12 protein-coding genes are annotated in these 14,418 nt (G+C 44.2%); 5 read left to right on the plus strand and 7 right to left on the minus strand.

Annotation, left to right across the window (positions count from 1 at the left end):
- Window positions 1-75: 75 nt before the first annotated feature.
- Window positions 76-900 carry a shikimate dehydrogenase gene (gene aroE / locus R2Q26_RS02995; RefSeq protein ID WP_317534908.1) on the plus strand — a complete coding sequence of 275 codons (825 nt, stop codon included), beginning with the start codon at window positions 76-78 and terminating at the stop codon, window positions 898-900.
- Window positions 901-1,603: 703 nt separating this feature from the next.
- Entirely contained in the window at window positions 1,604-3,046 is a 1,443-nt protein-coding gene (gene mgtE / locus R2Q26_RS03000) for a magnesium transporter (RefSeq protein WP_090569748.1), read from the plus strand.
- A 726-nt stretch (window positions 3,047-3,772) separates the two neighbouring features.
- On the opposite strand, the gene R2Q26_RS03005 is transcribed toward mgtE, so the two are convergent.
- On the minus strand, window positions 3,773-4,531 hold the full coding sequence (locus R2Q26_RS03005) for a sulfite exporter TauE/SafE family protein (protein ID WP_317534909.1): 759 nt from the start codon (window positions 4,529-4,531) through the stop codon (window positions 3,773-3,775).
- Window positions 4,532-4,688: 157 nt separating this feature from the next.
- Here R2Q26_RS03005 and R2Q26_RS03010 point away from each other — a divergent pair, with 157 nt between their 5' ends.
- The gene (locus R2Q26_RS03010; protein WP_317534910.1) at window positions 4,689-5,039 is read left to right on the plus strand and encodes a DUF3147 family protein; all 351 of its coding nucleotides are present in this window, start codon (window positions 4,689-4,691) and stop codon (window positions 5,037-5,039) included.
- A gap of 232 nt (window positions 5,040-5,271) precedes the next feature.
- Here R2Q26_RS03010 and R2Q26_RS03015 read toward each other — a convergent pair whose 3' ends face one another.
- The 4 genes from R2Q26_RS03015 to R2Q26_RS03030 all read right to left on the minus strand — a co-directional run bounded on the left by R2Q26_RS03015 (window position 5,272) and on the right by R2Q26_RS03030 (window position 9,306).
- Window positions 5,272-6,186, minus strand: a complete 915-nt coding sequence (locus tag R2Q26_RS03015; RefSeq protein WP_317534911.1) for a DUF1259 domain-containing protein — start codon at window positions 6,184-6,186, stop codon at window positions 5,272-5,274.
- Between the two features lie 387 nt (window positions 6,187-6,573).
- Window positions 6,574-7,158, minus strand: coding sequence for a Fe-Mn family superoxide dismutase (locus tag R2Q26_RS03020; protein ID WP_317534912.1), 585 nt, complete (start codon window positions 7,156-7,158; stop codon window positions 6,574-6,576).
- 25 nt (window positions 7,159-7,183) lie between these two features.
- Complete coding sequence (locus tag R2Q26_RS03025) at window positions 7,184-8,362, minus strand: chromate transporter (RefSeq protein WP_317534913.1); 1,179 nt, start codon at window positions 8,360-8,362, stop codon at window positions 7,184-7,186.
- Between the two features lie 14 nt (window positions 8,363-8,376).
- A complete protein-coding gene (locus R2Q26_RS03030; RefSeq protein WP_317534914.1) occupies window positions 8,377-9,306 on the minus strand; it encodes a chromate resistance protein ChrB domain-containing protein in 930 nt (309 codons plus the stop codon).
- A gap of 193 nt (window positions 9,307-9,499) precedes the next feature.
- Here R2Q26_RS03030 and R2Q26_RS03035 point away from each other — a divergent pair, with 193 nt between their 5' ends.
- Together R2Q26_RS03035 and R2Q26_RS15455 are read left to right on the plus strand one after the other, a co-directional pair.
- Window positions 9,500-9,655 (plus strand): hypothetical protein, encoded by a 156-nt coding sequence (locus tag R2Q26_RS03035; protein WP_317534915.1) that lies wholly within the window; start codon window positions 9,500-9,502, stop codon window positions 9,653-9,655.
- On the plus strand, window positions 9,637-9,819 hold the full coding sequence (locus R2Q26_RS15455; RefSeq protein WP_411182316.1) for a magnesium transporter: 183 nt from the start codon (window positions 9,637-9,639) through the stop codon (window positions 9,817-9,819). The genes R2Q26_RS03035 and R2Q26_RS15455 overlap by 19 nt, the downstream gene beginning before the upstream one ends.
- Window positions 9,820-10,521: 702 nt before the next feature.
- On the opposite strand, the gene R2Q26_RS03040 is transcribed toward R2Q26_RS15455, so the two are convergent.
- Both R2Q26_RS03040 and R2Q26_RS03045 read right to left on the minus strand, forming a co-directional pair.
- Window positions 10,522-10,929: a surface-adhesin E family protein gene (locus R2Q26_RS03040; protein ID WP_317534916.1), complete on the minus strand. Its 408-nt coding sequence runs from the start codon at window positions 10,927-10,929 to the stop codon at window positions 10,522-10,524.
- 294 nt (window positions 10,930-11,223) lie between these two features.
- Entirely contained in the window at window positions 11,224-14,403 is a 3,180-nt protein-coding gene (locus R2Q26_RS03045; protein ID WP_317534917.1) for a CusA/CzcA family heavy metal efflux RND transporter, read from the minus strand.
- Between the last annotated feature and the right edge of the window lie 15 nt (window positions 14,404-14,418).

Raw genomic sequence — 14,418 nt, forward strand, 5'->3', positions numbered from 1 at the left:
GTAAAATAATACGTTCAGTCTACTGATTCCCATTTGAAATTTTATTCTTCAGTTCACACTTTACGGAACAATGTTATGCCTGATTTTTATGCCGTAATTGGCAATCCCATACACCATAGCAAATCACCTGTCATCCACAAGCAATTTGCACAAGAAACTCAGCAGGATATGCAGTATGAGGCTATTCTGGCTCCTCTGGATGGATTCGAAGTGGCAGTTAGGGCATTTCAGCAACGAGGAGGTAAGGGTATGAATGTAACCCTTCCGTTCAAGCTAGAAGCTTATGCGATATCAACATGCTTAACAGAGCGAGCAAATGCCGCCCAAGCAGTCAATACACTTAAATTTAATGGGAGTCATGACATTCTTGGTGATAACACTGATGGTGCCGGGTTGGTGCGGGATATCGAGATGAATCAACAGGTTGTCATTGTCGGCAAAAGTATTCTATTAATGGGGGCTGGCGGTGCTGCACGAGGTGCTATTTTACCACTGCTGGAACTCAAGCCACGCATACTTGCCATCGCCAATCGCACTAAAGAGAAAGCGCAAGTGTTACAAAGACAATTCTCTTCTCATGGCAATATCTTATCGGGACATTATCAAGATTTCTCTGGAGAAAGTTTTGATATCGTCATCAATGCTACTTCAGCAAGTCTCCATGATGAGCTGCCTTCTTTACCGGAAGGTATCTTTTCCAAAGAATCACTAGCTTATGACATGATGTATGGTAAAGAGCTGACGCCATTTTTAAGATTTGCCCAGCGGCAAGGAGCGAGTCAGCTAGTTGATGGCATTGGCATGCTTGTCGAACAAGCTGCGGAATCTTTTTTCTTATGGCGCGGCATCAGACCAGAAACGAAAAAGGTGATTGAAATATTAAAGAATAACAGACACTAAACAATATCCACGTCACTCATTGAGCGCAGAATATCAATCACTTAATCTCAGCTTCTAAAGAAGCTAATCGCGCAAGGGATACACGGCAAAATTTCTCAACTGTTGGCTATGGCAACGCTTACTCTTATTTTTCAGCATCCCCTGCTCTATCTGTTATGGATACTGTTCTATATTGCTTACTGGAATACCTCTAATTCCAATTCTAAATCAAATCTAACTTTGTAGGCTTTCCTTTCTGGAATATTTATACTATCCGCGACTCGCCTTCGTATCTGTTTGATTTTGAAATGAAATAATCAAGAGGCATTTCTTGCCTCAATTACAGCTAATCCACACGATTATGATCGAAATCGCAACGCGCAGAAGCTGCTGAAAAAACAATCTCATTCTCAGCCGCATGCCCGTGACACAGATCCCATGATCGAGCACCCCTTAAGAAATTCGTTTCTAAGTCATCTTTAAAACTTTCTAGTTTTTACTAACTGGCTCAATGTACCAGACTGAGTTAACATTCATTCCCTTAAAAGCTAGTTCTTTTACTTTAATTTCACGGTCAATAAATCTGTAAAAACAGACTCTCATTCCTGTGATATAACAAAAAAAGACAATGCTCGCTTCCTTGTCTCTTTTAATTAATAGGAATTAAGTTTCTGTTTGTTTCGTTTGTTTATTGTGACAACCCTTCTCCCATCGGAGATCTGCTATGACTGAAGATAGCCATCCTCATGAAAATGAAGACTTGCAAAGCAAACTGGAGCGGGTAATTTATTTGCTCCGTAAATACAGACTGGTAGAAGGGTTAGTACGCCTGCAAGATACCCCGCGTCAAGAACTGGTTGAATCTGTTATCCAGAAACAAAATCTGGCAAGTCTGCAGAATGTGCTTGATAAGCTTCATCCGGCAGATATCGCGCATATTCTGGAAACATTGCCATTGGAAGACCGTCTCTTCATATGGAGTCTGGTCAAGACTGAAAATGATGGAGAGGTGTTACTTGAAGTTTCCGATGCTGTCCGCGAAACACTCATTGCAGACATGGGCAGCAGCGAATTGGTGGCAGCAGCTGAGCAACTGAATGCAGATGAAATTGCTGATCTTGCACCAGATTTACCCAGCGAAGTCATCGAGGATGTATTTCGGGCGCTGCCTCTAGAAGAGCGTGAGCAACTGCGCGCTGCAATGTCCTACCCAGAAGACTCTGTGGGAGCACTCATGGATTTTGATGTCATTACGATACGCGAGAATGTCAGGCTTGAGGTGGTATTGCGTTATTTACGGCGCCTGGGTGAATTACCAGACCATACCGACCAACTATTTGTCGTCGATCGCAATGAACATCTCAAAGGGGTCTTGCTACTGAATCAGCTTTTGGTAACTGATCCTGACGTTATGGTCAGCGAGGCAATGACTGCTGAAATGGTTAAATTTCACCCCTATGACAAAGCACAACAGGCAACCAAGGCTTTTGAACGCTATGATCTTGTTTCTGCCTCAGTAGTTGATGCAGATAGGAAACTATTAGGACGAGTAACCGTTAATTCGGTGTTAGATTTCATTCGTGAGAAAGTTGAAAGCGAAGCTCTTAGCCAGGCAGGTCTGAGTGAAGAAGAGGATTTGTTTGCACCGATCTGGAAAAGTGTCAAAAACCGTTGGGCATGGCTTGCCATTAATTTGGTAACAGCGTTTATTGCATCACGTGTTATTGGTCTGTTTGAGGATTCCATCGAGAAATTGGTTGCACTGGCTGCGCTGATGCCCATTGTAGCAGGGGTGGGCGGAAATTCCGGCAATCAAACCATTACTATGATCGTTCGTGCCATTGCGCTAGGCCAGGTCAGCACCGATAGCACACTTAAACTGATTGGTAAAGAGATTGGTGTCAGCCTGATAAATGGTTTGGTATGGGGGAGTATCGTTGGATTTTTTACCTATCTCATCTATCAGAATATCCCACTTGGTCTCGTCATGGCTTTCGCTATGGTTCTGAACTTGCTGCTAGCTGCATTAGTAGGAGTACTCATTCCATTGACTCGAATAAAAATGGGTCGCGATCCAGCCATTGGCTCCAGCGTCATGATTACCGCAGTAACCGATAGCGGTGGTTTTTTCATTTTTCTGGGACTTGCCACGCTCTTCTTGTTATGAGTAATCCTGAAACAACCACTAAATAGCACTCATAGGCAATAGAAAATTAATTTAGTTTATAAAACAAAATATTATCAAGCGGAATAATAATACAGCAGCCAGATCACATAACTGCTTTTTCACAATACTCTTAGTATTGAAAATAAGATTGTGTGCATTTACATTATTGTCGTCACCAATCCCCTGTAGTTTTTTCAATACATCAAACTTATTGCTATACGCTTGGCGAAAAGGAAGTGATGCTCTGAGCGCACCGAGGTGTGAATAATCAACTAATTGATTAATATACCTAAATATACTTTAGAGAATCAAAGTTATACATAAATCAATCTTAATATTAGTAGGAACGGTAATATTGACTGGTCCAGAGAAACCATCTATTTTTGTTATTAAGAACAAGATCTACGATCCTATTCTCAAATGAAAGGTGCCAGCGAGGACACAGAATGGGAGGAAACACTGGCACCTGACTAAGATAAGAGAATCACTTAGTCTATATTATTTTAGGAGCTCAATATTGCACTATCATGACACTAAAGCTTTTAAACTCTTGACTAGGTAGGTGTCTCACAGATTACTCTGTGATGAAGGCAGCGAAGCTAGCAGGGAAACGAAGAGCAATGAATACCCGTCGTAAGTTGAGCTACGATGCAGCCAGTATCGAGCCGTTGATAATCCACCTCTTTACATAAACATAACAATCTAATCTTTTTGGAGAATTTACTATTAAACACGTGAAAATAGTGCAATAGCGCCTGCAATGATTACTAATTCCATGAACCAAGCGTGTATGCCTGCCGGAATATGTTTTAACATTACACGCGCAACAAACGCACCCGGTGCAGTGCAAAGTCCAATGAGAAGACCCATCAGAGCCAGCTCTAGATTGAGTACGGCGAAACTGCCGAAAAGAATAATTTTCGCTATACCCAATGTGACAGAAATAACCGCATCTGTTGCAACAAGAGCACTGCCATTAACCCCAACTGACATCAGCATAGAAATTAGAATAGCACCCGTGCCCGTCATGCCACCATTGATGAACCCAAATGCTGCGCCTGCACCAAGTTCAGTAGTAGTCGAAAACCTGAGTTGCGCATTGCGCAAGATTCTTCGCAATAGAACACTTGCTAGCAGGAATGAACCAAGGAGGAGAGCAATCCAGTCAGCGCTGAGCAGCGTGTAGCTGTACGCGCCAGTGATACACGCAGGTAAACCCAGAACAAGTATATGTCGCACATGAAGCCATTGAATTTCTTGCCAGAACGCGATGACCCGGCTACCATTGTTCAAGAGCATAGCGACAGCCATTACGGGAATAACGTTGGTTACCCCTACAAGCGGAACCAAGAAGACTGGTAGAATCAAACCAGTGCCATAGCCAGATAATCCTGCCAAAATCGAAGCGCTGAATGCGACGAAACATGCCAGCATAAGCTGTAATGGACTCGTGATCAAAAACTGAAATGCTTCGTTTAATGACATTTACTTTTTGGAGTAATATTCTGAACAGACATTGGTTCTTATCACATAAGTATGTGTCGACAACTACAACCTCAAATTATCCAAGGGTGACAGAAGAGAGTGTTTTCATCACACTTAACTGTTGTTCCCCTTAGAATTCTGATTAAAGTGAGGTCTAATGCTTTATTACACGATCAAACTACTTGTCACCGCTATATTAATCGTAGCGATCACCGAAATTACTAAACGAAACACAGGAATAGCTGCGCTTGTGGCATCTCTGCCATTTACAGCTTTACTGGCGTTTGTTTGGCTCTATGTTGAGGGTTCTCCGTTATCGCAGATAGCTGATCTTTCATACCAAATTTTCTGGCTGGTGCTGCCTTCACTCCTGCTGTTCTTGCTATTCCCCATATTACTTAAGCAGGGACTTGGATTTTGGCTTAGTCTCAGCCTCTCCGCTGCAGCTACCGTCGTCTGTTATTTTGCTCTCTTGCCTCTTCTGCGCCGGTTTGGGGTACAGCTATGAAAAAAGCCCTGCCATAACAGTCAAGAATTAAATGCTTTAAATTACTGATAAAGAAAGTTTCTTTCCGCCTAATCAGCTGCTGTGAGCAAGCGAATGATCAAGTTAATCTATTTTGACTTTCTGCTTTAGTGCATCGAACCTACCTCATAGAGGTCTGCAAAAGGATAAGCCGAGGAAATTCTATATAAGCACTTTTCAGGGAGTACCTTGGCAGACATTGATTGGTCTAACGCTATTTTGAAAGTTTATCCAAGGCGAATTTAACTGTTTTTGCTAAATCCTGCGCGCTGCCCTTGCCCCAATAGTGTATAAATAAATAGTGTGGCTGATCTTGAGTCATGTGCTGATGAATCGCAACAATGTTAATATCACCCCCCCGCATAATTTTTAAAACTGACTGTAACTCGTCTGCGAGCAGCACGAAATCACCATCCACTACGGCTTGCGTATCAGAACCAGCAAATGCCGCCCAGGTGTTAACGCCCATTTCTTTGCCGACCTTTACACCATGCATGGTTGCTTCACGGCCTATAGTAACTTTAAACATGCCGTTATTGGACTCTCCTTTCATACCAAAGATTTCTTCCAATGGGGCAGCTGTAATCTTGCTTTCCTGGGTAATCTTTCCAGGAAATTCCATCATTGGGTTTGGTTTTGCAGCGCGGATTTCACTAACCTTGTCATACATTTTCTTGACGCCGGTGGCGAGTTGCGACACTGTGCCTTTTCCACCGATGTGCATGAAATAAACCTTAGGTTGATCGAAGAAAAAGTGGTTATGCAAAGCCGTGACTTCCAGACCCGAATCGAGTGCGACACTCATGACGGGATTTACTTCATCCTCAAACAGTACTGTGTCTCCCGTCATGATGACCTCTCCATTTTGGGCAGGTGTAAACGCAGCCCAGGATCCCAATCCCATAAAGAGAGGCATCATCCATTTATCGACCTGAATTTTGACATCGGTACGCGGTTTACCGATTTTGAAGACATTTTCTTCTTGAGAAAATTTGCCTTTCAGGCCAGTCAATTGCTCAATCTTGACAGTATCCAGAGCAGTTTTTGTATCAGTAGCATGCGCGCCAGCCGAGCTCAAAATCAATGCAACAACCAGTAGGGAATGCTGTAGGAAAAGAGAACGTAACATTTTGTGTGCCTCCTAAAGTAAAAAGTAAGAGGAAAAATCACTTTGTCCCAGATTTTCTATTAGAATTTGATAATTCATCCTAAAACCGCTTTAGGTTCATTAGAATCAACAAATTAATTTAATGCTCCTTAGTGGGAGTATTCTAAGGAATCAAATATTTAGATTCCTAATAGTAAATTTGATTTCATTACATGCAGCCAGCTCGTATTTCTGCCTAACCCTGGTCGATGAATCTTGTAATCAACCACGGGCATGCGATTTAGTCGATTTTTGGATGTTCGCGGGTAATCCATTTCATAATGTCACCTCGCTTTTTTGTTACATTGATTCATTCTTTGAGCGACCGATGTGGCGTTCAGCACCAGCAGTCTACTCAAAGTCACTCGTTCAAAGCTGTTTTTGGCAGTGCATATAGCTTTCTGTTACTTTTTCCCAATTAATGTTTTGCATAAAAGCATCAACATACGCAGCGGCTTTTGCACCGTAGTCCATGTGATAAGAATGTTCATACATGTCGAGCGCAAGAATCGGTGTAGCACCTGCCAGCGTATGGGTATGATCCGATGCCCATTGGTTAACAAGCTTGCCGTCGCGCGGAGAATAGGTTAACAATACCCAACCGGAGCCGCCACCGAGTGCCTTGCCCATTGCGGTGAACTCAGCACGCCAGCGTTCGATGCTACCGAAATCGCGTACTAGTGCGGCATTCAAATCGCCACTTAATACTCCGCTGTTACCAAGGCTATCGAAATAGACTTCATGCAAAATCATCGAATTGCCGGCGATCAGTTCTTCGCGTTTCAACCCGTTTAGCACAAACACGGGTGCATTGGCAAAATCGAGCTCAGCCAGTTGCGTGGTAATCGCATTCAGGCGTTTTACCGCACCGCCATAATTGTTTTCGTAATGGCTGACGATCAGTTTCTCGGACAAACCGTTGAGTTTTGCAGGATCGCAGGTTAGTGGCTTCATTTGATAAGTCATCAGATACTCCTTTTTAATGATGCATCATCGGATAAATAATCAGCCCAGTAATCGCTGCTCCGGCAATAATGACAGGCTCTGGCAGCTTTCTGAACTTCCACAGCAAAATAATTGTTACCACAGCGATCAGGATGGTTGGAATATCAATCAAGGAACGCTTAGCCAGTACGATCACTGCACCGGCAATGGCGCCAATCGTGGCAGCGGTAATGCCATCCACGAATGCAAGAACGCCTGGCACCCTGCCATATTTTTTGAAGTAAGGTGCCGGGATGATGGTAAATAGATAGCATGGCAAGAAAATTGCCAGTGCAGCAATGCATGCACCAGGCAAGCCCGCAACCAAGTAACCGATAAAGCCGACAGTAATGACTACCGGCCCAGGGGTGATCATCGCCACAGCGACTGCATCAACAAACTGCTTGTCGTTGAGCCATTGGTATTCTGTTACTACGCCTCCATACAGAAATGGCACGATGGCAAGACCCGAACCAAATACGAAAGCGCCAGCCTTTGCAAAAAACAAAGCAATTTGTGTCAACAAGGAGACATCTGCGCTAGCAAATAGCCCGCTGATTATGGGTAGCTGAGTGAAAGTGGCGACATGGAGATCACCTTTGTGAAACCATTTCGGTGGTGCGCGCCAGAGCCATACAAAAATGCCGGAAATTATGAATAGCGACGCAATTTCCGATTCAGTAATTACGGTAAGGGTGGCCAATAGCAGGTAAATCGCCCAGAGCAATTTGTCTTTGCCGACATTCTTGATGGTTAAATTTTTTGCGCTGATCGCGATGATGCTAATGACTGCTGCGCCTACGCCATAAAACACCGCTTGCATCCAGGCCAAGCCACCATATTGCACATAAGCCCAGCCAAGCGCTATTACTATTAAAAACGATGGGAGAACGAACGCAAGGCCGGCCAGCGTGGCACCGAGGATGCGATAATGCACAAATCCCATATAAATGCCAAGTTGCGCTGCAAGCGGTCCAGGTGCAAGCTGCGCGAGCGCCAGCCCTTCTTTGTAATCAACTTCAGTAATCCACTTGCGATCCTCCACCAAATCACGATGCATGTATCCCACTAACGCCACTGGACCGCCGAATCCCAAGGTGCCAAGTCGTAGCATGTAGAGAATAAGTTGCCATAGCGTATAGCTGGGTGTTGAAGTAGTTGACTGAATATCCATCGCCATCCTTTCCCTTATTTTTGTATTTCTGAACTCTGCAGATCATTTGAAAAATGCGCATACAGCAAATTGAGAACAACGCTAATCTCGTTCAATAAATGATTATCGTCCTCGGTACGTTGCCGTGCACCAGCCAGCATGGCTTCAAAGCCATTAGCTTCAGGCACGAAACCCTCCCCGGTATCCAGCGCATGTACCATTGCCCCTAACTGCAACAAGCCACGATCCTGTTCTAATCCAAAACTGGCAAGCAATACTTCAAAGGTCACGCGATCACCAATGTGCGTGAATGTAGCACCATCGAAATCGAAGCCGAGGGCGTCAGCCGGGCAATGGCTGGGCGATTCCAGCCACAGGAAATGTGCTTCTCGATCGATAAAACGACGGATGAGCCAGGCACTGGCAACGCGGTCTACCCAAAGATGGCGGCGCGTCGCCCAGGTACGACCCTTGTAATCACTTAATTCCAAACGCGCAATTGCTGCGCTTATGGCATGCGGCTCATCCGGTGACAATAGACTGTCTGCCGCACTCACAAAATCCATCCAGACTGCTTCCGCCTGGGCGCTGGTATCGTTAGGAAAGTAATCGATCTCCCGAACTGCTTCATACTCACGGCGCAGCTTACGCAGCGATTTTGTAATTTCCTGCGGCGCTAGCTTTGTAAGGGTTTTGCGAGCCGTTGCCAACGCTTTAAATAACTCGAGATAGTTGCCAGTACGGTCGAATAGCGCACGGTAGGCATCGTTCTCATCTTCGGACTGTGCATGCACGATCAGCAACCAGGCGCTACCACCCTCGCGCACAGTGTCAGCGGATAAGACCTTCAAAACCTGTTGTTGCAGTGGACTGTAGGGGAGCAGGTAAGCACCATCGCGCAACAAGCCGCAACCAAGGGATCTCAGGGCACGCCAGATACGCATGCGGGCTGTCGCACTGTTCATAGGCAGACTTACGATCAAAAGAAGCCATTGATTCGTTGCAGAATTCATAACTAATATAATTTAGTTACTGACATTACAAATATTGTAGAATAGTTTACAAATAAGTGAAATAAGAATGATATTTGTCTGGCCAAGATTGGGCTCAGCTAAAAGTTTATTAACCAGCTTACTTCAGTACACAAGAAGGCAATCCATGAGCAAACTACACTCGGTGATAGTTGGTGTCGGGATTTTCTGCCTTACGTTACTCTACTCCATAGCGAGCTCTTTCAGCGCTCAAGCTGCTGAGCTGCGACTTTGTGCCTATGTGACCAACTTTGAGGGGAAAAAATATCAGTTGTTGGCCTAAAAGATCAAAAAGAGATCGCTAAAATCACGATTAGCCAAAAACCTCATGCTCAAATAAAAATGGGTCGCGATCCAGCCATTGGCTCCAGCGTCATGATCACCGCTGTCACCGATAGCGGTGGTTTCTTCATTTTTCTGGGGCTCGCTACGCTTTTTTTATTATGAGCAATCCCGAAACAACTATTAAATGGCAATTGTAAGCAGTAGACATTAAAAAGACTCTACGCTGACACCCTATCACTGGCATAAGCTGGGAATGATTTATGATTGAGAAAATTCTGAATACAATCGATCAGAGAAGTAGTCAACACTATACAATGACTGATACCTTTTTCACTTTTTTTTCTTGATTCGCGACCTGACCCCTATTCTGCGTGTTAAGTAAAATAAAAGGTTATGTCATCAAACTATGCTGAAAAATATAATTAAATTTCTTAACCTCTTGAAATATATAATTTCTATACCTATCAATTGGCATCACCATACCATGATAAATTCAGTAGATAAAAAATTTCCACACTATTCGGTTACATAGCCTACAAATTAAAGATATTTCTGCATAACCGTATTTTTAGAGTTTTTTCCGTATATATCTAGCTCATAAAATCAATCACTTAAAAATTCCAAACTATCCCAAAAACCAGTTATGCAGAAGTCTCATAGCGGTTCATATAGGCTGATATACAGTTAGTTAGCAAACCTAACAAACCTAACAAACCTAACAACTTTGTTGCAGTTAGTGACAAAAGAATGGAATGATAGTTAATTCAGTGTTCAATTTCGATTAAAAATCGATAAGGGTGGATTCAGTTAAATTCCTATGAAATTTCCAGCTATCATCAAAAATCCGACCCTTCTGATTCTTTGCTATTGTATGCCACACGCAGTTTTCCATGCCACTTCGGTAGGTGAATTTGAAATAACTGCCTCCCAATTGGAGGAAGTAGTTTCAGAATATGTTACATTTCCTTTCGCATTAGGATCTGGATACCAATAGAAAGCAAGTGTTTTATATTTCTTATCTTTGCAATCATATTCATCTAATTCTGTTGATGATAAATGTTTCATATTCTCTACTTGCATGGGGGTGCCATAATTGATTAAAGACCACATTGTTGCTCTGTCACCACTTTTTTTAATACTACTTGGCTCGATATAAAAATCCTTTTCCCCTTTCACGGGCTTCCATTCGGCCGGAACCCGAATCGAAGCCCAATCGGCCAATGCACTACCGCTGAAAAGTACAAATATGAAAAATAAAATGTTATATTTCATGGCCTACCTCCTAATTAAGATAATTGATCTTTATCAAAACACAAATATTTGATCGCTTGCTGTTCTTACTTTAAATGATTTCTCTAGTTGCAAAAGAAGATAAAAAGTAAACCCAGAGACTTTATTCAAAATCGTCTTATGAAATACTTTTGCAATTTTTGATTTCATTTTTAATGTTTAACAGCGTAACAATTATAAAAAATAGACTGGGAAGCGTATATAATGCAAATGATGTATTTTATATCTAGTATTTAGTCTCAGTAAAACATATACATATTAAACTAGATTCGCTAATCATGGCCCACTATGAACTATCTCAGTAACTGTTTTTTTTCTGTAAATCCATTGATAGAGCACTGGCAAAACCAGTAGCGTCAGCGCCGTCGATGATAGAATACCTCCAATCACCACGGTGGCCAGGGGCCGCTGCACCTCTGCGCCGGTACCGGTAGCCAGTGCCATCGGCACAAAACCAATCGCGGCTACCAGCGCTGTCATGAGCACAGGGCGCAGGCGGGTGAGCGCACCTTGCTGAACGGCATCATCTAAAGCCAGCCCTTGTTCTCGTAAATTCCGAATAAAGGCCAGCATTACCAGACCATTCAATACTGCCACACCAGAGAGCGCAATAAAGCCTACTCCAGCAGAAATAGACAACGGAATATCGCGCAGCCATAGCGCCACCACTCCACCCGTCAATGCAAATGGAACACCTGTAAACATCAACAGTCCGTCACGGAAATTGCCAAACATGGTATAAAGCAAAATAAAAATCAATCCAAGTGCGACCGGGATCACGATTTGAAGACGCTGCGCTGCGGAAATCATTTGCTCAAACTGCCCGCCCCATGTCAGCCAGTAGCCAGTGGAAATTTGTATTTTTTCAGCAATGAGTGCTTCAGCTTCACTGACGAAAGAACCCAGGTCACGGCCACGCACGTTTGCTGTCACAACCACTCTTCGTTTGCCATTTTCACGACTGATCTGGTTGGGACCTTGAACAATATGAATGTCAGCCAATTCGCCCAGTGTCACATACCCAGGAGCAACGGCTGCTTGAGGCGTATTAGCAGCCTCTCCCATATTTACGACAGGTATGCCGATTGGCAAACGTTTGAGCGCCTCAATATCACCACGCAAATGCTCTGGCAACCTTACTTGTAGATCAAAACGGCGATCACCTTCAAAAATAAGTCCTGCATTACGTCCGCCTACCGCAATCGCAACGACATCCTGTATATCTGTCACATTCAATCCAAATCGAGCCATTTTTTCTCGATCCATTTGGATGGAAAGTACGGGTAGCCCGGTAACTTGCTCAACTCTTACATCCGATGCACCTGGAACAGTTCCAAGCAGCTCTTCGATTTGTTCACCCAGAGCAAATAGCGTATTCATATCATCGCCAAATACTTTTACCGCCACATCTGCTCGCACGCCTGATATCAATTCATTAAAACGCATCTGTATCGGCTGGGTAAACTCATAGTTATTGCCGGGCACTTTCTGCACAGCATGCTCCATCGCAGCGATCAACTCCGCCTTAGTGTGATAGGGTCCGGTCCATTCCGATTGCGGTTTAAGCATAATGAAAACATCTGCAACACTTGGTGGCATGGGATCTGTGGCAATCTCGGCAGTTCCGATCTTGGAAAACACTCGATCCACCTCGGCAAATGATTTGATGGTTTCTTCCAGTTCGTTTTGCATTTCAACTGCTGTCGTCAGGCTAGTACCCGGGATACGAATGGCATGCAGCGCAATATCCCCTTCGTTAAGGCTGGGCACAAACTCACTTCCTATGCGTGTTGCCAATAATCCTGAAAGCACAACAATGACCACAGCAATGGTAACTGTAAGTTCACGATTACGCATTGATGCGGTTAGCATGGGCATATACATTCGTTTCGCCCAAGTTACCGCTGAGCTCTCTTGTTCCATAACTTTACCGGATAGAAAAAGCGCTATAGCTGCCGGCACAAATGTGATGGACAGAATCATTGCTCCTACCAGCGCTGTCACCACTGTAAAAGCCATAGGATGAAACATTTTACCTTCCACCCCCGTTAGCGCGAAAATGGGCAAATAGACGATGATGATGATCAGCTCACCATAAATCAGCACCTGCCGAGCCTCCCTGGTTGCATCAAATACCATCGCAAGACGTTCCGCAGGGGTTAATGTTCGTCCTAACCGCATCTGTTCATGCGCCAAGCGGCGGATACTGTTCTCGACAATCACAATCGCGCCATCCACGATAATGCCAAAATCAAGCGCCCCCAGGCTCATCAAGTTAGCGCTGACACCGTTGGTCACCATCCCGCTGAACGTCAACAACATTGAAAGCGGAATAACCAATGCAGCGATCAGGGCTGCACGCAGATTACCCAAAAACAGAAGCAACACCACAATGACCAGCACAGCGCCTTCCAGCAGATTGGTAGCGACAGTATGAATCGTTCTGTCTACAAGCGTAGTACGGTCATAAACAGGTGTCGCGATGACACCTTCCGGTAAGCTGCGATTGATCTCAGCCAGCTTCTTAGCAGCCGCCTGGGAAACGATCCGGCTATTCTCACCGATCAGCATAAGCACCGTACCTAATACTGCTTCGTGACCGTTTTGTGTAGCAGCGCCTGTGCGCAATTCCTTACCGATCAGAATATCGGCTACATCCTTAATGCGTATTGGAACACCCTGCCGAGAGCCGAGTGTAATATTGCCAATTTCATCCAGATTGGTGACTTGACCTGGTAACCGGACCAGATATTGCTCACCACTTTTTTCGATATAACCCGCCCCTACGTTGAGATTGTTACGTTCTAAAGCAACCATCACCTCCTGAATGGTCAGGCCATAAGCGATCAGTTTCTCTGGATAAGGTGCAACATGGAATTGCTTGGCAAATCCGCCAATTGAATTCACTTCTGTTACACCTGGAACCATGCGTAGCTGGGGTCGAATGATCCAATCCTGGATTTCACGCAAATCGGTTGATGTATAGACAGTACCATCTGCTTTGCGCGCTCCTTCCGTGGCATCTACCGTCCACATGAAAATTTCTCCAAGGCCAGTAGAAATCGGTCCCATGGTAGGCTCTATTCCTAAAGGCAACCTGCCTTTGGCTTCCTGAATTCGCTGACTGACCAATTGGCGAGCGAAATAGATATCGGTTCCATCCTTGAAGACGACTGTCACCTGAGACAGGCCATAGCGAGAAAGAGAACGGGTATAATCAAGATTGGGTAGACCAGCCATGATGATCTCAACCGGAAAAGTGATACGCTGTTCCACCTCAACTGGTGAATAGCCAGGTGCAGCCGTATTAATTTGCACCTGAATATTAGTAATATCTGGCACGGCATCAACGGGAAGTCTCTGGTAGCTGTAAATGCCTACCATAGCTATCAGCAGCACTGCTGCGAGTATCAATCCACGATGATAGATGGATATCTGTAAAATACGTTCAAACATGATTAATAGCTCCCG

This window comes from Nitrosomonas sp. Is37 (genome assembly GCF_033063275.1).
Classification (GTDB): domain Bacteria; phylum Pseudomonadota; class Gammaproteobacteria; order Burkholderiales; family Nitrosomonadaceae; genus Nitrosomonas.